This window comes from Leifsonia sp. AG29 (assembly GCF_009765225.1).
Taxonomy (GTDB): Bacteria; Actinomycetota; Actinomycetes; order Actinomycetales; family Microbacteriaceae; genus Leifsonia.
Genome location: NZ_VMSF01000001.1, coordinates 381,051 through 400,630, shown reverse-complemented (window position 1 = coordinate 400,630; position 19,580 = coordinate 381,051). Strand labels below are relative to the sequence as shown.

The following is a 19,580-nucleotide window of genomic DNA, read 5'->3' as shown; positions in this document are numbered from 1 at the left end:
GCGCTACTGAGAGTCGGGTCGCACGGAGATGGCCGGAGTCTGACGCAGCTCGAGCAGCGGGCAGGCGAAGGGATCCTTGTCTCCGAGACCCACCCGGTTGATGTGCCGGGTGACGATCGCGTAGGAGTTCAGCAGCCCGGTCTCAGTGTAGGGGACGCCGTGCTCCTCGCAGTACGCCCGGATGGCGGGGGCGGCCCGGCGCAGGTGGGGTCGCGGCATCGACGGGAAGAGGTGGTGCTCGATCTGGTAGTTCAGGCCGCCCATCACGAAGTCGAGGAACCGGCTGCCGCGGATGTTCCGGCTCATGAGCACCTGCCGCTGGAGGAAGTCGAGCTTCACCCCGCGCGGCACGATCGGCATCCCCTTATGGTTCGGTGCAAACGACATTCCCATGTAGAACCCGAAGAGACCCAGCTGGACCGCCAGGAAGACCGCCGCCTTGTCGGGAGACAGCACCCAGAACACGAGCCCGAGGTACCCGAAGATGCGGGTGGTCAGGAAGGCGATCTCGACAGGACGGCGCTTGACGGGCTCGCGGGCCAGCACCCGCCGCACGCTCGAGGCATGGAGGGAGAGCCCCTCCAGCAGCAGGATCGGGAAGAAGAACCAGCCCTGGTGGCTCATCAGCCACCGCAGTGCGGTCGCTCGATCGGACGCCTGCCGGGGGGTGAAGGCGATCACCGGCAACTCGATGTCCGGGTCGGCGCCCTCCTGGTTCGGGTTCGCGTGGTGCCGCGTGTGCTTGTGCTGCCACCAGCCGTAGCTCATCCCCACGAACAGGTCGCCCACGATCAGGCTGACCCAGTCGTTCCAGCGGCCCGAGCGGAAGATCTGCCGGTGCGCGCTGTCGTGACCGAGGAAGGCGATCTGGGTGAACAGGAAGGCGAAGGCGACCGACGTGAACACCTGCCACCAGGAGTTTCCGATCAGCACGAAGACGAAGACGAGTGCCCCCGTCAGCACGGGTACGAGCGCGATCTTCGTCCAGTAGTAGCCGTAGCGGCGCCGGAGGAGACCGGAGGCCCGGATCATGGAAGCGAGAGCCGTGTAGTCGCCTCCCGCCGACGAGACGGGCAGTGATTGCGGCCGGCCGGCCGGGACCTCGGACATGGGCGACTCCCGTTCTCGCTCGGCGTCGAGGTCTGGGGCGCCCTTTGCTCTCACGATACGCGCAAATCGCGCACGGCGAACCGGCGCGCTGCCTCCGTCGTGCGGCGGATTTACCTAGCCGAGGCAGTTGTATTCGGGGACGCCCGGGGTTAGCTTTCACCTGATAGACCGCGCGAGACAGAAATGATGACCCGGTTGCCGCCCAGACCCCGCTTTTCCGCCTCCTCGCATCCCTCGCGACCTCGCTCGGTGGACGGAGGTCGGCCATGTCTGCGACACCTCGCCACTTCTATGACGACGGTCGGAGCTACACCCTCTACGCCTTCGGCGACGACCCGCTCTGGAGCCTCTACGAGGAGTTCGGCGACGAGTCGGCGCTGGTGGGGATCATCGCCCGGCGCGGGGCACAGTACAGCGTCGAGTGCTTCTGGAAACCGGAGTCGGCGCTCCGGGATGTCGATGCGACGACGCTCGAGGAGGCGACGACCGCGCTCCTCCTCGTCTCGGCCGGGGAGGACCCGCGGGCCCACTGACGGGGTTCACGGACCGGATCAGGAGGCGGAGACGAGGTCGTCCTCGTGCGGCACGCGCTCGCCGGGCGGCTCCGGCCGGAGGTGGATGTTGCCCCGCTCGGCCCCCACGGCGAGCGCCTCGATCCACGCCCGGTTCAGTTCGGGCGACCGGGCGGTGGTGTACAGGAAGACGAGTTCCGTGGCATCGCTCACCCAGACCGTGCGCCGCACGCCCTGCTCGTCGTCCAGCGGCTCGCGCCAGGTGAGCGCGAACGGCTCGCGCCGCCGCATCTTGGAGAGCATGGCGACTTCGAGGTGAGCGAGCAGGAGGTCGTCGATCTCGATCTCGCGGGCTTGCGCACCGTACAGCAATGTACCCATGACAATCCCCCTCCCTCTTCGGGACCGAGGACGTTCGAGGAGGGTGCCCGACATCCGGGGTCTCGGGATGTTCCCTCAAGAATCCCACCGTCCGGCGGAGAACGCGAGGGCGCCCGCAGCGATCCTGCTCCTCCTCGGTGCCGACCGCGTGCGTGCGGCCCTACGCCGCGGCGACCGCCGTCTCCTCTTCCAGCGCGGTCGCCGCGACCGTGTCGTCGGCGGCCCGCCGGCGCCGGAGGGTCAGGAGGTGGCTGATCCCGATGAAGCCGAGGCCGGCGACCGCCCAGAGCGCCAGCCGCAGCCCGTCGAATCCGAACTGCTCGCCGGGGAAGTAGGTGAGCGCCCGCGCGGCGTCGAGCCAGGCCGCCCCGGTCCAGAACGTGCTCAGCCCGGCGAAGAAGGGCGGCTGCATGTTCTGCGGGAAGATCCCTCCGCTCGTCGTCACGTTGAGCATGACGAACAGCAGGGTGAGGACCGGCGTCGTCCAGCGGCCGAGCACCGGATGCAGCCCGACCCCGATGGTCACGATGCCGAACACGTAGAGCGCGGCCAGCAGCCAGATGCTCCACTCGTTGCCGTCGAGCACGTGGAAGAGCGGCCCGGCGACCACGGTGCCGATGGCAGCCACCACGAGCGCGGTGCCCGCCGAGACGGCGATCCGCCACGCGACTCCGAGCTTCGCGGTCACGGCGGCGATGGCGATGGCCGACGAATAGCCGCCCACGCTGAGCGCGACCATCAGGAAGAAGAGTCCCTGACCGGTGGCGTCATCGGCGGGCACGGGCTTCACGTCGTCGATCGTGACCGGGAGGTGCTGCTGGTACGCGATCGGGAGGAGCAGCTCCTCCGCCGCAGAGGCCTCACCCGGCGAGGCCGCCGTCGAGACGACGATCGTGGCATGCGTCTGGTCCGTCGCGTAGGCGGCCGCGATGCGCTGGTCCTTCACCGCCGCGCGTGCGGCATCCAGCGTTGCGACCGTCGTGACGTCCAGCTTGTCCGGCGCCTTGTCGTTGAGCGTCTGCGCGAAGACGTCCGCCGCCGGTCCCTGCCCCACGATCGCCACGGGGATGTTGCTCGGCTGCGGCGCGTGGAAGGCGCCGAGGTAGGCGAGCGCCATCCCGGCCGCGAGGAACAGCGGGATCAGGAGGTGCGAGCCGAGCGCCTTCCAGAAGGCCGCCGGCGGCCAAGGGGAAGGGCGGCGTGCCGCGACGGGGACGGGCGTGATGCGATGCGCTGACATGGACAGGGCGGGGTTTCCTCTCGTAAGTTGCAAAGCACAACTTAGCCCTTCTATGTTGCGCAATGCAACTCGCCGCGGCTACCCTGGCGGGATGGGCCTCCCCGATCGCGACGACACCATCGGCCGCATCCAGCGGGAACTGCTGACGATCGGCCGCCGCGGCACCGCGCGGGTGAGGCGGGAGAACGAGGCGCTCTCGGTGGTGGACCGCTCCCTGCTGTCCTTCATCGACGAGAACCCCGGGTGCCGCGCGATCGACATCGCCGCCCACTTCCAGCTCAACCGCTCGACGGTCTCGCGCCAGCTCGGCGCCCTGTTCGAGCACGGCTACGTCGCCACGACCGACGGCGGCACCGTCGGCGGCCGTGGCGTCGGCCTGCGGTTGACGGCGGAGGGCAGCATCGCGCTCGAGCGGTCTACGCGGTCGATACAGGCCTCGGTCGAGCATCGCCTCCAGCGATGGAGCGAAGCCGACCTGGACGTCTTCGCGCGGATGCTGGAGCGCTACAACTCGGGTGACGAGGCTACTGGTCCTCAGGGAGAGTGATCGACCCGGTCTTCGCGAGGACGGCCTCGGCGCCGAGGCTGCTGTTCTCGACATCGCGGAGGGTGCGCTCGATGTGGTCGCGGAGCGAGCTCATGGGGGTGGTTCCTTTTCGTGCTTCGGGTGACCGAGACATGCTGCGTCATCGTTCCTATGGAACAGCCGACTACACGCGCGGCCCGAGCAGCGCCGTCGTGACCTCGGCGACCTGATCCTTCAGATCCACCCCCCAGTCCAGGTCGGGTTTGTGCAGCCGCAGCGACACGATGCCGTGCAGCGCCATCCAGAGCGTCAGCGCGGTGTGCCGGGCGGCCTCCCCCGGCCGATGCGGCTCGATCAGCTCCACCGCGGCCTGGATGATCGCCTCCCCTTCATCGCCCGGCTGATGGTTCGGGATGCCGGTGCGTTCGGCGCTCTCGAACAAGAGCTGATACGCGCCGGGATGCTCGAGACCCCACACCGCATACGCTTCAGCGAAGGCGGCCACCGGGGTCGCTGATCCTTCGACCGCAGCAGAAGTGGCCGCACCCAGGCTCGCGATCTGCGCATCAACGACAGCCTGGATCAGCGCGAGCTGCGAATCGAAGTGGAGGTACACGGCGGCCGGCGAGACGTTGCAGGCCCGGGCGACCGCGCGGAGCGACGGCAGGGCGATCGCCTGCGGCCGGAGCAGCATTTCGCTCGCTGCCGAGACCAGCTGATGACGAAGGGCGTCGCCCTCACCTCGAGCATTCGGTTCGCGCTTCATCGTCCTGCTTTACAAAGTCGGTGTACATGTGTAAACCTAGTCGATGAACGGGTGTTCACCAATCGAACCAGGAGGATCATCCAGGATGAAGGACTATCGAGGCACGACCGTGCTCATCACCGGCGCCAGCTCCGGATTGGGCGCCGAGTTCGCGCGCCGACTGGCGTCCCGCGGCGCGAACCTCGTGCTCGTCGCACGTCGCCGCGACCGCCTCGAGGACCTCGCGGCCGAGCTGATGGCAAAGCACGGCATCGGTGCCACCGTCGTCGCGGCAGACCTGGCGAAGCCGGGAGCCGTCACCGCGCTGGCACGCGAACTCGGCGACATGGGCGTGCAGATCGACAGCCTCATCAACAACGCCGGATTCGCCACCCGCAATGCATTCAAGGACGAGGACGCGGAGCGCATCGCCGAGGAGGTGGACCTCAACGTCGGCGCGCTGGTCGCCCTCACCCGCCAGTTCTACCCGCGGATGCTCGCCGAGGGCCGGGGCATCCTCGTGAACATCGCCAGCACTGCGGCATATCAGCCCGTGCCGCACATGGCCGTCTACGGAGCGACCAAGGCGTTCGTGCTGAGCTTCACGGAGGCGCTCTGGTACGAGGCGAAGGGCAGCGGCCTCTCGGTGCTCGCCCTCTCCCCGGGGGCCACCGAGACCGAGTTCTTCGATGTGGTCGGTCGCGACGCCCAGGTCGGCGGCATGAAGACACCTGCCGAGGTCGTGGAGCTCGCCCTGTCGACCCTGGACAAGCGCGCCCCGGGCCCGAGCGTGATCTCCGGCACGCGCAACGCGCTGACCGCGACGATGACCCGCCTCCTGAGCCGGCGTGCGCTCGCCAACGTCAGCGGACGCGTGACGGCCGGGTGACGGACGGACCCGCAGCACCCAGCATTCATGGTCCGTCGCATCGGACGTATGGTTAGCGCCATGAAGCGCAGCTGGCCGTTTGTGGTCCCCGGCGTCCTCCTCGCCGCCGCGGGCCTGGTGTGGACACTCCAGGGCGTCGGTGTCCTCGGCGGCTCCGTGATGAGCGGGTCCTCGTTCTGGGGGATCGTCGGGGCGACCCTCCTGGTGGTGGGCGCGGTCCTGATCGTCGTGGGGATCGTGCGGAGGCGACCGCGCCGCACGGGCTGACTACAGCGCGCGGAGCACGTCCGTCGTGAGCTTGTCGAGCGACTGGTGCATGCCGGCGTAGGCGAAGACGGACATCAGGCTCCGCGTCCACCCGGTCTCGGTGATGGTCAACTCGGTCAGGCCACCGACGTCGGCGAACTCGACGACCGTGCGGATGCCCTGCGTGAACCCTTCCGGAAGCTGCCCGGCGGGCAACGGCACGCCGTCCGCGTCAGTGATGCTCTGTGTGAACTCGAGCCGCTCCAGCGGCACGACCGCCGTGTAGACGCCGCCCGTGAAGCTCTCGGCGCCACCCTGGTCCTCGGGCGCCCGCATGCTGAAGAGGTAGGAGCCGCCCTCGCGCAGGTCGACGCGGGCGGACGGCGACGTGTAGTCCTCCGGCCCCCACCATTCCGTGACCAGCTCCGGTTCGGTCCATAGCCTCCACACCGTCGCGACCGGTGCGTTCAGGATGCGCCGCACCACGACGTCCCTGGTCTCGCCTCTCGTGCTCTCGTCGTTCGTCATCGGAGTCCTCCCTCGTCTCGTGTCTTCTCGATGTAGGCAGCCAGTGCGTCCACCCGGGCGTTCCACTGCCGGGCACGGTCGGAGAGCCACGCCTCGGCCGCGGCGAGCGCGGTCACGTTCAGTCGATACACACGCTGCTGAGCCCGCTTCTCCACGGTCACGAGACCCGCCTCGCGGAGCACCTTCAGGTGCTGGGAGATGGCGGACGCGCTGGACGTGAATTCTGCGCCGATCTCACCGGCGGCCAGCTCGCCCCTCCGGGCGAGCAGGTCGACGATGGCCGCCCGGGTCGGGTCGGCCAGGGCGGCGAACGCGGAGGCGGGGCTTGTGCTCACGCCCTTGACGCTACAGCAAACGCTTAATTAAGGCAATGACCAAATACGCTTCACAGCGGCACCCCGACCCCCGCCTCCACGAACTGCCGGAGGCTCCCGATCACGAAGTGGTCCCACCCGGCCGAGCACGCGCCATAGCACTCCTTCGCGGGCGTCAACCCTTGGTGAGTGAAGGTCAGACGGGTCCCGCCGCCGGACGGCTGGAGGTCGAAAACGATCCGGGTGCCGGTCCAGGGGTCGGGCTCGGAGACGAAGCTGAGGTCGCTGTCGACCACGTCCCACACGATGCGGCGGCCCGGCAGGAACTCGGTGACGCGTTGCGTACTCGCGTGGATGTCCTGGTACCGGTACGTGAACTCGGCACCGACCCGGTCCGCCTGGCCGGTCACCTCGCCCAGCCACCAGTCGCCGACGTCCGCGATGGCGGCGAAGACATCGTCGGGGCTGCGGCCGAGTTCGATCGTGGCCGTGTAGTCGGGTGCCTTGGCTGTCGTCATGATGCTCTCCGTTCGTTTCGCGGATCCGGGATCCGCGCGGTTGTCGATTCGCATGGATGGACGCCGAGCGGCTCCGAAACTGGTCGCTCCGGGCGCGACCGGTTCTGGACGCCTCCGGTGTCGACACAGGTGAGGCGGACGACCAGAATCGGATCGCCGGAGAGCGAGGGACGATGCAACACGATCTGCTTCAGGAGGCGCTCGGGGGCGATCGCGCCGCATTCGACGCGCTCGTCGACCCTCACCGCCACGAGCTCCACGTGCACTGCTACCGGATGCTCGGATCCGTGCAGGATGCCGAGGACGCCGTGCAGGACACCCTGCTGAGCGCCTGGCTGGGCCTCCCCGGCTTCGAGGGCCGCTCCTCCCTGCGGACCTGGCTCTACCGCATCGCGACGAACCGCTGCCTCAACCTCCTTCGGGCCGGTCGCCGCCGGCCCCAGGAGGTCGACCCTCCCCCCGCCCGCCCGAGCGCGCTCGGCGAGGTGTCGTGGCTGGAGCCGTACCCCGACTCGCTCCTCGACGGCCTCGCGGACGACGCCCCGGGACCCGAGGCGCAGTACGAGTCGCGGGAGGCGATAACGCTGGCGTTCACCCGCGCCCTGCAACTGCTGCCACCCTCGCAGCGAGCCGCCCTCATCCTGCGCGACGTGCTCGGCTACACGGCCGTGGAGGCCAGCGGCCTGCTCGACGTGACGGTCGACTCCCTGAACAGCTCGTTGAAACGCGCCCGCGGCGCGCTCGCCCGCGCCCCGCGCTCCGTCGACCCGATCGACCCGGACCCGGAGCTCCTGGACCGCTTCGTCACCGCCTTCACCTCCGGCGCGGTCGACGACCTGGTCGCGCTGATGACGGACGACGTGTGGGTGCGCATGCCCCCGCTGCCGTTCGAGTACCACGGCCGCACCGCCGCGACCGCGTTCTTCGGCACGGTGACGGCGCACCGGCGCACGATCGAACGGATGGTGCCGACGGGCGCCAACGGTCAGCCCGCGTGGGGCGAGTACATCCGCGACGGGGTGTCGGGGCACCTCCACCTGGTCGGCGTGCTGGTGATCGGGGTCGCCGACGGGCGGGTGAGCGAGGTCACTCACTTCGAACCGGGTGCCGGCGCGTGGCTGGGGTTGCCGCGGCGGCTGGAGGGGTGAGCGGCAGGTGTGAGCGGCTGCGGGGAGTGAGCGAACCGCCGCTCAGGACTGGCCTCTGGACGGCTCGTTCGCCGTTGTGGAGGCTGCTGAGCTGCACCTAAACTACACCGGTGCCACGAGCCTCAGGTGCGGTCGGCCTGGTCAGACCCAAGCTGCAGGATGTCGCCGCTCTGGCCGGGGTGTCCCCCGGCACCGTTTCGAACGCGCTCAACCACCCGGAGAAGGTCGCTCCGGAGACGATGGAACGAATCCAGTCAGCGATCGGCGAGCTGGGGTTCCGACGCAACAGCGCGGCGAGCACGCTGGCATCGGGCAAGAGCACCGTCCTGGGACTGGTCGTGATCGACCTGATGAACTCGCTCTTCGTCGACATCACGCGCGGCGCCCAGGAGACCGCTCGGATGAGTGGATTCGACCTGCAGTTGGCGGACAGCGACAATGACGAATCGCAGCAGGGATCTCATCTGCAGTTCTTCGAGAGCGCCGGCGTCGCGGGAGTGCTTCTGGCTCCGGTCCACGAAACGCACGCGAGCGTGGAGTTTCTCCGCGCCCACGACGTCCCTGTCGTCCTCGTCAATCATTTCTCCGAAGCGGACGCGTGTTGCACGGTGCTGATCGACAACGAGAAGGCCGGCTATATGGCGGCGCGACATCTCATCGAGCTCGGACGGCGCAGAATCGCGTTCGTCGGCGGCCAGACGCCGGTCCAACCGGTGCAACAACGCAGGAAGGGAGTCCTGCGCGCACTGAACGAGACGAACGGCGCGGTCGAACTGCTTGACGTACCCACGGCGGATCTGAACGGCGGCAGTGGCGCCGCGGTCGGCGCACGCTTCGCCGCCATGAGCCCGCGAGAACGGCCGGATGGCGTCCTCGCGGTCACGGATCTCTTGGGCTCAGCGATCATCGGCGAGCTCATGACTGGTGGGATCACGGTTCCGCAGCAGGTTGCGGTTATGGGGTGCGACCACAACTCGGTCGCGTGGGGCGGGGCGATGCCGATGACATCCGTCGCGATGCGCGGTCGTGAGATGGGGCGGGCCGGTGTGGAACTGATGGTGAGGGAGCTGCGTGATCGAAACGGCGCGCATGAGCACCGGACGATCGTCCTGGAGCCGGAACTCGTTCGCCGAGAGAGCACCATCGGTCGGTAGGCGACGGATGGAGGGGTGAGCGCGCGGCTCACCCCTCCATCGTCGAGCGTGCTCCTAGTCTCCCGGGGTCACCGTGAAGCTGCCGGACAGCGACGCAGTCGTGCTGTCGTTGCCGACATGCACTCCGTAGACACCCGCGTCGGTTGCCCAGCTGTGACTGTCGACGCTCCAGTAGGACAGGGGCTGGCTCACGTCCGTGCGCCTGATCGTCTCTGTCACTCGCGTGGTCTGGCCCGGGTTGAGCGAGACCTTGTCGAATGCGACGAGTCGCTTGCCGGGCTCACCAGTGCTGCCGGGAAGCGTCAAGTAGACCTGCGGTGTGGCCTGACCGGCGGTTGTTCCCGTGTTGGTGATCGTGAAGCTCACGGTGAGCTTCTTGGCCGAGTGAACGTCGACCGAGGGGGTGACCGCCAGGTCGCTGTAGGCGAACGAGGTGTACGAGAGGCCGTAGCCGAACGGGAACAGCGGCTGGATCCCCTTCGCCTGGTACCACTTGTAACCCACTGCAAGGCCCTCGCTGTAGGAAACCTGTCGAATCGACTTGTCTCCTGCCGCACGGGTGGTGGAGCCGTCCGCGAAAGTACCCGGGTATTGCGCCGGCGTGCTGGTCGGCGTGTCCGCGAGCGACTTCGGGAACGTCATCGGGAGCTTGCCGGTGAAATTCACGTCGCCGTAGATCAGCTTGGCGAGCGCAGTGCCCTGCTGATCCCCCGGATACCACGCTTCGATGACGCTCTTGACCTGGTTGAGCCAGGGCATCGTGGTCGCGGAACCCGTCTCCAGGACGACGACCGTGTTCGGGTTCGCCGCCGCCACGGCCGAGATGAGTGCATCTCCGTTGTTGTCGAGCGCGAGCGTCGTGCGGTCGGAGAACTCACCCTGCATGGCGTAGCCGAAGACGACAGCGACCTTCGCGGACGCGGCGGCCGCGGCTGCAGCCGTCAGGTCGGCCCCGTTGTTGAACGTCACCGTCGCACCGGCCTGAGCCGCGCGGCTCGTGATCGCGTCAAGCGGAGCAACAGGGTTGGGGCAGGCGCCACCTCGACCCTCATTGCACACGGTCTTCGCGCTGACCCCGTTCGTGGGCGTGTTCGAGACTGTCGGGCCGATCACGGCGATCGAGGTCGTCGACTTGCCGAGGGGCAGCACACTGCCATCGTTCTTCAAGAGCACGGAGCCCTCTTCCGCGATCCGTTCGGATACCGCCTTGTTCTCGTCGTTGGACGCTGACGTCGATGGCGTCGTCGGCAGCGGGTGGTCGAACAGTCCGTGCTCGATGTACGACTTGACCACTCGGAAAGCCGCCTGGTTTACCAGGTCGACAGTGATGGACCCGTTGTCGATCGCAGCGTGGATCTTCGCCGGGGCGTAGTAGTTCGGCGCGTTGAGCTCCTGATCGAGACCCGCTTTCAGCGATTCGACCGTCGAGTGGACGGCACCGAAGTCGGAGACCACATAGCCCGAGAGCTGATCGCTGTCTTTCAGGACGTTGTTCAGGATCGGGTTCTCACACGCGTAGACCCCGTTCACCTGGTTGAAGGAGCACATCGCGCTCGAGGGGTTGCCCTTGTCGATCGCGATCGCGAACGGCTGGTTGTACACCTCGCGCAGGGTCCGCTCGTCCAGGTTGGAGGAGCTCGTCGTCCGATCGAGTTCCTGCTCGTTGGCGATGAAGTGCTTGATCTCCGCGCCGACCGGCTCAGTCGGGTTGCCGGTCTGAATGCCGTTGATCGTCGCTCCGGCCAAGGTGCCGCTCAGGAGGCTGTCCTCACCCAGGTACTCCGGGGTGCGACCGGCGAGTGGGGTGCGCGAACTCGATACGCCCGGGCCGAGCACCACATTCTTGCCCGACCGGAACGCCTCATCCGCTTCAGCCTTTCCCTTGTCGTAGGCGAGCGTGCTGTCGAACGACGCGCCCAACGCGATCTGGGAGGGGAAGACGGTCACGCCCGCGCTGCCGCGCACATAGTCCGGACCGTCCGTGTACACGACCTTGGGCGTGCACGGAACCTGCGCAGGGTATGTGGCCCCGCCTCCGAAGAAGCCACCCGGGAAGACCGTCTGTGTCGGGTTGTTCGCCGCTTGTTCATCCAGCCAGCGGATCTTCTGGTCGAGCGTGCTCGCCGCGAGCAGTTCATTCGCGCGCTGCGTGGGGGGTTGATGGGTGTTCATCCACGGGCAGTCGGCCGGAATCGACCCCCCGCGATCGGCGGCTGCCGCCTGTGCCGGCACGGTGGACAGACCAGCCAAAGCCAGGGCGACGACCGTGCTGAGCGCGAACGCACCGCCCAGCCTGCGTCGGTTCGACAACGTCATTTGCGTTCCTCCTCATTGAGTTGCGAGGGCACGTCGCCCCCGGCCCGACGTCAAATGCATCGTTTCATTAAAGCGCTTTAATGCCGAGCAGCTTGACCTTAGCGGCCGGCGCAGAACATCACAAGAGAAAACGAGAACATGCGCGATGGCACCCCGTGGGTACCCGGGACCGGGGATACGGAATCGAGACGGCGTACGCCCGTGAGCCAGTCAGTCGAGCCGCTGATGACCGGTTCCACGTCGGTCCCTGGTGCCGACGGGCGAGTACGACCTAGCATCGCGGATATGCCTGACATCGAAGTCGAGCGTCACCTCTCTGCCGAGCCTGACGCCGTATGGCGCGAACTGACCCAACCCGAGTCCCTATCCGCGTGGTTCTGGCCAGCGTCGTTCGACACGGACGCGGTGATCGAACCCCGCATCGGTGGGCGGACACGAATCGCATCCCGCGCGAACGGGATGAGCGTGACGGGAGAGGTCGTCTCGGCCGAGCCCGGGCGGCAGCTCAGCACGACATGGCAGTGGGGCGGAGAAGACGAGGTCACCTCGGTCAGCTTCACCCTCGCAGCGGCCGATAGGGGAGGCACGACCCTCCACGTCCAGCATCTCGGGTTCCCCGATCGCGCCACCGCCGACGACCACGTACTGGGGTGGAACGACTGCCTGGACCGTCTGGCGGCGCGCCTCGGCCGAGTCCGACCACCCTCCGCGCGCAGAGTGCGCCTTCGTCGATCGCGCGGGCCTTGTCAGATCCGCCGCCGAAGGGTTAGAGTCTGCTAACGTAAGCACACGCTAACTAAGGAGGTCATCATGGGGAACCCGATAGCGATGGTGGAGATCATCAGCCGCGATCACGAGCGGGCGCAGCGCTTCTACTCGGAACTGTTCGGATGGAATGCCGAGGCCGACCCCGCGATGGGCGGCTACGCGCTCGTGGACACCGTGTCCGAGCCGATCCAGGTCTCGGGCGGCATCGGGCCCTCGATGGACGGGACGGACACCGGCGTCAAGTTCTACGTCCGCGTCGACGATCTCGCCGCCACCCTGGATCGAGCAGTCGCACTGGGCGGCTCGCGGATCGCAGAACCCGCTGAACTGCCCGAGGGGTATGGGTCGTTCGCCGTCGCCGGCGACCCTGACGGCAACCCGGTCGGTCTCTGGGCGTGACCGCGGCCGCAGCATCGTCCGCGGACGACGACACAGACGCGGTCCTGCGGGCCCTCGCCGCATCGCACCGTCGAGCCATCCTGCGCCTCGTCGCGAACGACGAGTTGTCCGCCGGGCAGATCGCGGCCGAGTTCGAGATCACGCGCCCGGGCGTCAGCCAGCACCTGACCGTGCTGAAGGAGGCGGGACTCGTGACCGAAAGGCGGGTCGGCACCCGCCGGCTGTATCGCGCTCGGCAGGAGGGCTTGTCGGCCTTGCGTGCCGAGCTCGAAGGGATCTGGGGCAGCGCGCTGACCGCTGCGAAGGCGCTCGTGGAGTCCGACCGTGACCGGTGAGGTCCTGGACTTCCGGAGGCCGCCGGTCCGGCAGGCTGTCTCCGTCGAGAGCACGCTCGAGCACACGTTCGACGTCTTCGTTCGAGAGCTCGCCGCCTGGTGGCCGCTCGACCCGTTCTCGTTGGGTGGTCGCGATCGCATCAGCAGAATCACGGTCGACCGGGCCACGGGCGGTCGCGTGACCGAACACTGGCACGACGGCAGCGAGCACGACTGGGGCGTCATCCTCGACTGGCGCGAGCCCTCCGGCTTCACGATGACGTGGAACGTGACCGGGGAACCGACCGAGGTGGAGCTTCGCTTCGTCGCCCTGGGACCGAACCTGACCCGGGTCGAGGTCGAGCACCGCGGCTGGGAGAAACTGACCGAAGAACAACTCAGCGCGGCGTGCGCGCTGCCCGGCGGTTACCGGGGCGGCGCCTTCACCCGCGGCTGGGCCCTCATCTTGGGAGGTTTGAAGGAGCACATTCGTCCATCAGCCGAACACCGCTTCACATAGCCGGCCGGCTGGGGCACCTCACTTCCGCAGCATCTGCGCCCGCTGCGCGACCAGCCCGTCATAGGTCCCGTTCTTCTCCGCCCAGCGGTGCATCTGCACTCCCTGCACCAGGATCTGGTTCGGCGTGGGTTCGAGCGAAAGCAGATCCATGACCTCGGTCGCGAAGGCGTCGAGGGGCTGGGCTTGCGGGTTCACGTTCTCCTGGCCGCCGGTGGCGACCGCAGGGGGCACGAGCTCCACTACGTCGATGCCGTTGCCGGCGAGTTGCACGCGCAGAGCTTCGGAGTAGGCGTGCACGGCGGCCTTGGAGGCGGCGTAACTGGCCATCGGCGGGAACGGGAGGTACGCGATCCCGGAGGTCACCGTGACGATGGTCCCTCCGCCGCGGGCGATCAGGTGCGGCGTGAACGCGTCGATGATGCGGATGGTGCCGAGCAGGTTGGTGTCGATGGTCACCTCCGTCGCAGAGAAGTGCGCGGGGTCGCGCAGGTCCTCCAGCAGCATGACGCCGGACATCGTCACGACGGTGTCCAGTTCAGGATGGGCGGCGAGCACGGCGTCGCGCGCCTCCGCGGCCGACGTCGAGTCGGTCACGTCGACGCGGACCGTGCCGAAGCCCTCCGCCGCCAGCTCGGCGAGGGCGGTGTCGTCGCGACCGCCGATCACGACGGTGCTTCCGGCCGCGGCGAACCGGCGGGCGAGCTCCCGGCCGATGCCGGAGGTGCCGCCAACGATGAAGACGGTGCGTGCGCTGATATCCATGGGATGTGTGCCTTTCCGGGGTGATCGGCCCGGCGACTCACCGGACCCGTCACCGAGTGTGCGGCTGCTCCGGCGGCCGCGGCAGAGTCCCGTCGAGCCGGGGGTCCACCAGGGCATCCCCGGGCGTTGCACGGCCGGGCTAGCGTTGCAGCGTGACCGATGAGGACAGGACGAACCGGCTCGGCGCATACCTGCGGGCGCGCCGCGACCTCGTCACGCCCGCCCAAGCGGGCCTTCCCGCGGGCGACAACCGGCGCGTCCCGGGACTCCGCCGGGAAGAGGTGGCGCTCCTCGCCGGCATCAGCGCCGACTACTACCTCCGTCTCGAGCGCGGGAGGGACGCCCATCCGTCCGTCCAGGTGCTCGATTCGCTGGCCCGCGTCCTGCAGCTCGACGAGGTCGAGCGCGCCTACCTGCTCGGTCTCGGCTCCGACAAACCGCGCCCGTCCCGCCGGCGCAGGGAGGAGCGCGTGCCGGAGCGGCTGGACCACCTCCTGGCCACGATCGGGGTGCCCGCATTCATCGAGGGTCGCTCGTTCGATGTGCTCGCCTCCAACGACCTCGCGGTCGCGCTGTCACCACGGCTGCGCCCCGGGTACAACCGGCTGCGCTCGCTGCTCCTCGACCCGGAGGAGCAGGCGTTCCAACGCGACTGGGCCGCGGCGACGGCGGGGATCGTCGCCGCGCTCCGCGCCAACATCGCGGACGACGTCGACGACGCCCGGTTCGTGGAACTGGTCGGGGAGCTCGCCATCTCCAGTGAGCGCTTCCGCTCCCTGTGGGCGCGCCACGATGTCCACAACCTGGAGGGTGGAACGGCACTCATCGACCATCCGCTGGTCGGAGAGTTGCAGTTGCACCGCGACAAGCTCCCCGTCGACGGCGTGATCCTCGTGGTGTACTACCCAGACGCGGGAAGCGAGAGCGACGAGAAGCTCCGGATGCTCGCCGGGCTCGCGCAGATGACGGACACATCCGCTGCGTCCAGCGAGGATGTGGAACGCAACGCTCGCTGACGCGCTCCCGCACTGCCCCGACCGGCCGCGTTCCCCGACACGCCCTCGATCGCCAGACCCGCGGCTCGATTCCGGCGACACTGGCCACGTGCAGCACCTGCGAATCATCGCCCCCGCCACCCTCGTCGACCAGGTGCTCACGACCCTCCAGGACGACGTTGCGACGACCAACATCGTGCGCATCCCGAAGGCCGCTACCCGTCCTGCCGGCGACCTGGTGCTCTGCGATGTCGCCCGCGAAGGGCTGAGCACCCTGCTCGACCGGCTTCAGCGACTCGGGGTGCAGCACGAGGGCTCGATCTCCGTCGACGACATCGGCATCGAGATCTCGGATGGGGCGAAGCGCGCGAGCCGCGCCGCCCCCGGCCACGCTGCTGACGCGGTCGTGTGGCAAGAGATCGAGCAGCGGACACACGAGGAGACCAGCCTCTCCCCCACCTTCCTGACGTTCATGTCCGTCGCCACCATGATCGCTGCGATCGGCGTGGTCTTCGACGAACCCATCCTCATCGTCGGCGCCATGGTCGTCGGCCCGGACTTCGGCCCGCTCGCTGCGCTCTCGGTGGGCCTCGTGCGGTGGCACCGTCGGATGATCGCTCAATCCCTCCTGGCCCTCGCCGTCGGATTCGCGGTCGCCATTGCGATCACCATCCTGTTCACCTTGCTCCTCACCGCGCTCCACCTGATGTCGCCTGCCGATCTGCTGCACTCCAGGCCGCTGACCGACTTCATCTGGAGGCCGAACGCGCTCAGCTGGGTGATCGGCCTCCTCGCCGGAATCGCCGGCCTGCTGTCTCTGTCGACCGCGAAGTCGGGCGCGCTCATCGGGGTGCTGATCTCGGTGACCACGATTCCGGCCGCCGCGAACGCCGCCGTCGCCCTCGCCTACGGGGCGACCGAGCAGTCCGTCGGTGCGCTCATCCAGTTGGTCATCAACCTCGCCGCGATCACCCTCGGCGGGGTGGCGACCCTGATCGCGCAGCGCGTGAACCAGCGACGGCGCGCAGCGCAGACGATCACCGGGCAGCAGCACGGCACGGGCTGAACGCTCGTCAGGTGCCGTGGTCACGTCCCCACGGCACCGTCGCCGTGCCGCGATCAGCCGTCAGCATCCGCAACCTCGACGAGCTTGCGGATCGCTTCCGGAAGCGTCGAGGCGATCATCGTCACTTCGGGTCTCCACCACACGGCCACCTCGAAACCGTCATCCTTGGGGATGATGGTGCCGAGGCCCTCCGCTTCTTCGCCGTGTTCCTCGAAAAGAACGAAGGACCCGCCTCCGTACAGGGTGAAATGCCGCCCCCGCATCTCAAAGTCATCAAGCCGCCACAGGACCATCGCCCTCTTCCCCCTCCAGCCGCCCGACGGGTCACCCTGCAGAAGCAGCGAGCGAGCAATCGGATGAAGCGTTTCCGGCGGTCTGGGTTTTCGGGAGGGAGAGTACGCGCGTGAGCGCGAGCAGTCACTCAGCAAAGGCTCAGCGTGTTCGTTTTCGACACCACCGCAAACTGTCGCTTGAACGCGCAGCCGACACTTCGCGTCGGGACGACCGCGTCGACCGCCGCAGCGGTCGCCTGGCCGGCACCGGCTACCGGCGGACGCCCGGACTGATCGCGGTCGCCCCGCGCCTCAGGTCAGACGGCTGCGGATGCGGCGGCGACGATCGGAGTGCACGCGTCGCTCGGGCGGCGGGAGGGATCGATCACACCGAGCAGGGCGGTTGAGATCTCACCCAATTGCGCGATCTGACTCGCGGTCAGCGCCGAAAGCAGGCGCTCCCGCACGGCCTCCAGGTGGCCGGGAGCCGCGGTCGCCACCAGTTTCGCGCCGTCTTCGGTGAGCACCGCGTTCGTCGCCCGCCCATCCTCCTCGCACGGCACACGGGCCACAAGGCCGCGGCCTTCGAGCCGGGTCATCACGTGGCTGAGACGCGACATCGAGGCGTTGGTGGCCGCCGCGAGCGCGCTGAGACGCATCCGGTGGGTCGGCTCATCGGCGAGGCGAGAGAGAACGAAGTATTCGTAGTGATTCGACGCCGACTCTCGCGACGCCTCACTGTCCAGCAGCGGGGGAAGCAACTGAGTCAGTGCGATCAGGCCGAGCCACGCCTCGCGCGCACCCGCAGTCACCTCGGTCTCGTCGCTCATGGGAACCAGTGTAGCAAACAACTTGACGCTTCAACTAAACAGGTCTACCATTACTTGAAGATTCAACTAAAGGCTTCGGCTGGGAAAGGAAATCACATGACCACCGTCTCGATCATCGGCAAGGGCTCCATGGCCAACGCGATCGGAGGTGCCATCGCGTCCGGCGGCACCACGGTCGAGTACCTGGGACGGGAAGGCAGCACCGTCGATGGCGACATCGTCGTGCTCGCCGTGCCCTATCCCGAGGTCGACGCCGTCATCGCCGCATACGGCGACGCGCTCGCCGGCAAGATCGTCGTCGACATCACCAACCCGCTCGACTTCGCGACCTTCGACTCGCTGGTCGTGCCGGCCGACAGCTCCGCCGCCGCGGTGATCGCCGAGAAGCTCCCGGCCTCCACCGTGCTCAAGGCGTTCAACACGACCTTCGCGGCCACCCTCACCTCGAAGACCGTCGGCGGCCTGCCGACCACGGTTCTCATCGCCGGTGACGACGACGCGGCCAAGAAGACGCTGGCCGAGCTCGTTACGGCGGGCGGCCTCCGCACCATCGACGCCGGTTCCCTCAAGCGCGCCCGCGAGCTCGAGGCGATCGGCTTCCTTCAGATCAGCCTGGCCGCCAGTGAGAGCATCTCCTGGACCGGCGGGTTCGGCATCGCCGCCTGAACGGCCCCCGGCGTCGGGGGCGGTGTGCTTCACAGCCGCCGTCCCCGACGCGACCATCCGAGAACCACCGAATGTGAGCAGTGACATGTCCGAACTCCTTCCCGCCGACTCCTCGATGGGCGCGGTGACCCTGCGCGTCGCCGATCTCGACGCGATGACCGCCTACTACCGCGACGCCGTGACGCTCTCCGTGCTGGCCGCAGAGGGAGGCCGGGTCATCCTGGGCCGCGGATCGACACCGTTGGTGATCCTGGAGCACGCGCCGGAGCTCAAGCACGCGTCGCCCGGTCAGGCCGGGCTCTTCCACACTGCGATCGTGTTCGACAGCCAGGAGGCGTTGGCCGCGGCGGTGTATTCGGTCGCGCGTCACGCGCCGGGAACGTTCACCGGCAGTGCCGACCACCTGGTGTCGCAGGCGTTCTACTTCACCGACCCCGAGGGGAACGGCGTGGAGCTGTACTGGGATCGCGATCGGACGCAGTGGAGCTGGACACACGGGCAAGTGGAGATGGACACGCTCTACCTCGATCCGAATGCGTTTCTGCGTGAGCACCTCTCCGAGCGTGGTGCGGCGCTGGCGGAGGCGAGCGGAATCGCGGGGTCCGACGGGCTCTCCGGCCGGTTCGGTGACGCGGTCGTCGGCCACGTGCACCTCTCCGTCGGCGACGTCGCGACGGCACGCGAGTTCTACGTGCACCGACTCGGCTTCGAGGCGACGGCATCGATGGGAAACTCGGCGCTCTTCGTCTCGGCAGGCGGCTACCACCACCACATGGCGATGAACACCTGGCAGAGCCGCGGCGCGGGTCGTCGTGCACCAGCACTCGGCCTCGGCGAGGTCAAGATCCGAGTTCCCCGCCCCGACGATCTGGGCGAACTCACCGAGCGGATGCGGCACTACGGCGTACAGACCCGCGACGACGGAGCCTCAGTCGGCTTCGACGACCCGTGGGCGAACTCGGTTCGCGTCGTCGTCCGGTGAGCTGGTTATCAGTTTTCTATCTGCGATACAGGACCTTCGCGGTCGCACCGCACGTCGGCAGCCTTACCTGGGCCAACGGCGTCATCCCCACCTCGTATGGGCCGATCGACGTGAGCTGGAAGCAGATCGGCAAGCACTACTCACTGAGGGTTACAGTTCCCGCGGGGACCACCGCACAAGTCCGCATACCGCGACACGACGACACCACGACGGGTCTGGTCGGGACGCAGCTTGCCGGCCAGACCCGCCTCATCGATCGTTCCGCCACACCGAAGTTCCGCCTACGGCGATCCCACCATCGGCGGTGATTTCAGCAGCCCCTGAGTAACGGTGTCGATATCCGCCTCCGCGGGGCGTGGCCCAGGCCATCTCTCCTGGT

26 protein-coding genes are annotated in these 19,580 nt (G+C 68.1%); 15 read left to right on the top strand and 11 right to left on the bottom strand.

Annotation, left to right across the window (positions count from 1 at the left end; genetic code table 11):
* Window positions 1-3: 3 nt before the first annotated feature.
* Window positions 4-1,110, bottom strand: a complete 1,107-nt coding sequence (locus FPT20_RS02060; RefSeq protein WP_158862082.1) for a fatty acid desaturase family protein — start codon at window positions 1,108-1,110, stop codon at window positions 4-6.
* A gap of 266 nt (window positions 1,111-1,376) precedes the next feature.
* Between FPT20_RS02060 and FPT20_RS02055 the strand changes: the two genes are divergently transcribed.
* Window positions 1,377-1,643, top strand: coding sequence for a hypothetical protein (locus tag FPT20_RS02055; RefSeq protein WP_158862081.1), 267 nt, complete (start codon window positions 1,377-1,379; stop codon window positions 1,641-1,643).
* Between the two features lie 18 nt (window positions 1,644-1,661).
* On the opposite strand, the gene FPT20_RS02050 is transcribed toward FPT20_RS02055, so the two are convergent.
* Complete coding sequence (locus FPT20_RS02050; RefSeq protein WP_158862080.1) at window positions 1,662-2,003, bottom strand: DUF7882 family protein; 342 nt, start codon at window positions 2,001-2,003, stop codon at window positions 1,662-1,664.
* 160 nt (window positions 2,004-2,163) lie between these two features.
* Window positions 2,164-3,243: a hypothetical protein gene (locus tag FPT20_RS02045; RefSeq protein ID WP_158862079.1), complete on the bottom strand. Its 1,080-nt coding sequence runs from the start codon at window positions 3,241-3,243 to the stop codon at window positions 2,164-2,166.
* A 91-nt stretch (window positions 3,244-3,334) separates the two neighbouring features.
* On the opposite strand from FPT20_RS02045, the gene FPT20_RS02040 reads away from it, so the two are divergent.
* Complete coding sequence (locus FPT20_RS02040) at window positions 3,335-3,790, top strand: MarR family winged helix-turn-helix transcriptional regulator (protein ID WP_158862078.1); 456 nt, start codon at window positions 3,335-3,337, stop codon at window positions 3,788-3,790.
* A 163-nt stretch (window positions 3,791-3,953) separates the two neighbouring features.
* Here the strand turns inward: FPT20_RS02040 and FPT20_RS02035 are convergent, their stop codons facing one another.
* Window positions 3,954-4,535 (bottom strand): TetR/AcrR family transcriptional regulator, encoded by a 582-nt coding sequence (locus FPT20_RS02035; protein ID WP_158862077.1) that lies wholly within the window; start codon window positions 4,533-4,535, stop codon window positions 3,954-3,956.
* Between the two features lie 85 nt (window positions 4,536-4,620).
* Here FPT20_RS02035 and FPT20_RS02030 point away from each other — a divergent pair, with 85 nt between their 5' ends.
* A complete protein-coding gene (locus tag FPT20_RS02030; protein WP_158862076.1) occupies window positions 4,621-5,403 on the top strand; it encodes an SDR family NAD(P)-dependent oxidoreductase in 783 nt (260 codons plus the stop codon).
* Between the two features lie 60 nt (window positions 5,404-5,463).
* Window positions 5,464-5,670 carry a hypothetical protein gene (locus FPT20_RS02025; protein WP_158862075.1) on the top strand — a complete coding sequence of 69 codons (207 nt, stop codon included), beginning with the start codon at window positions 5,464-5,466 and terminating at the stop codon, window positions 5,668-5,670.
* On the opposite strand, the gene FPT20_RS02020 is transcribed toward FPT20_RS02025, so the two are convergent.
* The 3 genes from FPT20_RS02020 to FPT20_RS02010 are packed head-to-tail and all read right to left on the bottom strand — an operon-like array spanning window position 5,671 to window position 7,009.
* The gene (locus FPT20_RS02020) at window positions 5,671-6,177 is read right to left on the bottom strand and encodes an SRPBCC family protein (RefSeq protein WP_158862074.1); all 507 of its coding nucleotides are present in this window, start codon (window positions 6,175-6,177) and stop codon (window positions 5,671-5,673) included. It lies immediately after the preceding gene.
* The gene (locus tag FPT20_RS02015) at window positions 6,174-6,512 is read right to left on the bottom strand and encodes a metalloregulator ArsR/SmtB family transcription factor (RefSeq protein ID WP_158862073.1); all 339 of its coding nucleotides are present in this window, start codon (window positions 6,510-6,512) and stop codon (window positions 6,174-6,176) included. The genes FPT20_RS02020 and FPT20_RS02015 overlap by 4 nt, the downstream gene beginning before the upstream one ends.
* A 50-nt stretch (window positions 6,513-6,562) precedes the next feature.
* Entirely contained in the window at window positions 6,563-7,009 is a 447-nt protein-coding gene (locus FPT20_RS02010) for an SRPBCC family protein (protein ID WP_158862072.1), read from the bottom strand.
* Between the two features lie 173 nt (window positions 7,010-7,182).
* On the opposite strand from FPT20_RS02010, the gene FPT20_RS02005 reads away from it, so the two are divergent.
* On the top strand, window positions 7,183-8,157 hold the full coding sequence (locus FPT20_RS02005) for an RNA polymerase subunit sigma-70 (RefSeq protein ID WP_158862071.1): 975 nt from the start codon (window positions 7,183-7,185) through the stop codon (window positions 8,155-8,157).
* Between the two features lie 110 nt (window positions 8,158-8,267).
* Window positions 8,268-9,311: a LacI family DNA-binding transcriptional regulator gene (locus FPT20_RS02000; protein WP_158862070.1), complete on the top strand. Its 1,044-nt coding sequence runs from the start codon at window positions 8,268-8,270 to the stop codon at window positions 9,309-9,311.
* A 54-nt stretch (window positions 9,312-9,365) separates the two neighbouring features.
* On the opposite strand, the gene FPT20_RS01995 is transcribed toward FPT20_RS02000, so the two are convergent.
* Complete coding sequence (locus tag FPT20_RS01995) at window positions 9,366-11,627, bottom strand: glycoside hydrolase family 3 protein (protein WP_158862069.1); 2,262 nt, start codon at window positions 11,625-11,627, stop codon at window positions 9,366-9,368.
* Window positions 11,628-11,765: 138 nt separating this feature from the next.
* On the opposite strand from FPT20_RS01995, the gene FPT20_RS18215 reads away from it, so the two are divergent.
* From FPT20_RS18215 to FPT20_RS01975, 4 genes are read left to right on the top strand one after another with little or no spacing between them, the layout of a single operon-like run.
* Complete coding sequence (locus FPT20_RS18215; protein WP_442786465.1) at window positions 11,766-12,407, top strand: SRPBCC family protein; 642 nt, start codon at window positions 11,766-11,768, stop codon at window positions 12,405-12,407.
* 30 nt (window positions 12,408-12,437) lie between these two features.
* The gene (locus tag FPT20_RS01985; protein WP_158862067.1) at window positions 12,438-12,794 is read left to right on the top strand and encodes a VOC family protein; all 357 of its coding nucleotides are present in this window, start codon (window positions 12,438-12,440) and stop codon (window positions 12,792-12,794) included.
* Window positions 12,791-13,129: an ArsR/SmtB family transcription factor gene (locus FPT20_RS01980; RefSeq protein ID WP_158862066.1), complete on the top strand. Its 339-nt coding sequence runs from the start codon at window positions 12,791-12,793 to the stop codon at window positions 13,127-13,129. The genes FPT20_RS01985 and FPT20_RS01980 overlap by 4 nt, the downstream gene beginning before the upstream one ends.
* A complete protein-coding gene (locus FPT20_RS01975) occupies window positions 13,119-13,628 on the top strand; it encodes an SRPBCC domain-containing protein (protein ID WP_233265350.1) in 510 nt (169 codons plus the stop codon). The genes FPT20_RS01980 and FPT20_RS01975 overlap by 11 nt, the downstream gene beginning before the upstream one ends.
* An 18-nt stretch (window positions 13,629-13,646) precedes the next feature.
* Here FPT20_RS01975 and FPT20_RS01970 read toward each other — a convergent pair whose 3' ends face one another.
* Window positions 13,647-14,390, bottom strand: coding sequence for an SDR family oxidoreductase (locus tag FPT20_RS01970; protein WP_158862064.1), 744 nt, complete (start codon window positions 14,388-14,390; stop codon window positions 13,647-13,649).
* Between the two features lie 152 nt (window positions 14,391-14,542).
* Here FPT20_RS01970 and FPT20_RS01965 point away from each other — a divergent pair, with 152 nt between their 5' ends.
* Together FPT20_RS01965 and FPT20_RS01960 are read left to right on the top strand one after the other, a co-directional pair.
* The gene (locus FPT20_RS01965; RefSeq protein WP_158862062.1) at window positions 14,543-15,406 is read left to right on the top strand and encodes a helix-turn-helix transcriptional regulator; all 864 of its coding nucleotides are present in this window, start codon (window positions 14,543-14,545) and stop codon (window positions 15,404-15,406) included.
* 88 nt (window positions 15,407-15,494) lie between these two features.
* Window positions 15,495-16,451 (top strand): DUF389 domain-containing protein, encoded by a 957-nt coding sequence (locus FPT20_RS01960; RefSeq protein WP_158862060.1) that lies wholly within the window; start codon window positions 15,495-15,497, stop codon window positions 16,449-16,451.
* Between the two features lie 53 nt (window positions 16,452-16,504).
* Here the strand turns inward: FPT20_RS01960 and FPT20_RS01955 are convergent, their stop codons facing one another.
* Both FPT20_RS01955 and FPT20_RS01950 read right to left on the bottom strand, forming a co-directional pair.
* Window positions 16,505-16,744, bottom strand: a complete 240-nt coding sequence (locus FPT20_RS01955; RefSeq protein WP_158862058.1) for a hypothetical protein — start codon at window positions 16,742-16,744, stop codon at window positions 16,505-16,507.
* A 296-nt stretch (window positions 16,745-17,040) separates the two neighbouring features.
* Window positions 17,041-17,553: a MarR family winged helix-turn-helix transcriptional regulator gene (locus FPT20_RS01950; RefSeq protein ID WP_158862056.1), complete on the bottom strand. Its 513-nt coding sequence runs from the start codon at window positions 17,551-17,553 to the stop codon at window positions 17,041-17,043.
* 96 nt (window positions 17,554-17,649) lie between these two features.
* On the opposite strand from FPT20_RS01950, the gene FPT20_RS01945 reads away from it, so the two are divergent.
* From FPT20_RS01945 to FPT20_RS18210, 3 genes are all read left to right on the top strand, one after another.
* Window positions 17,650-18,219 carry an NADPH-dependent F420 reductase gene (locus FPT20_RS01945; RefSeq protein WP_158862054.1) on the top strand — a complete coding sequence of 190 codons (570 nt, stop codon included), beginning with the start codon at window positions 17,650-17,652 and terminating at the stop codon, window positions 18,217-18,219.
* Window positions 18,220-18,304: 85 nt separating this feature from the next.
* Window positions 18,305-19,201 (top strand): VOC family protein, encoded by an 897-nt coding sequence (locus FPT20_RS01940; RefSeq protein ID WP_158862052.1) that lies wholly within the window; start codon window positions 18,305-18,307, stop codon window positions 19,199-19,201.
* On the top strand, window positions 19,168-19,509 hold the full coding sequence (locus FPT20_RS18210; RefSeq protein ID WP_158862050.1) for an alpha-L-rhamnosidase C-terminal domain-containing protein: 342 nt from the start codon (window positions 19,168-19,170) through the stop codon (window positions 19,507-19,509). Before FPT20_RS01940 ends, FPT20_RS18210 begins: the two co-directional genes overlap by 34 nt.
* The last annotated feature ends 71 nt before the right edge of the window (window positions 19,510-19,580 follow it).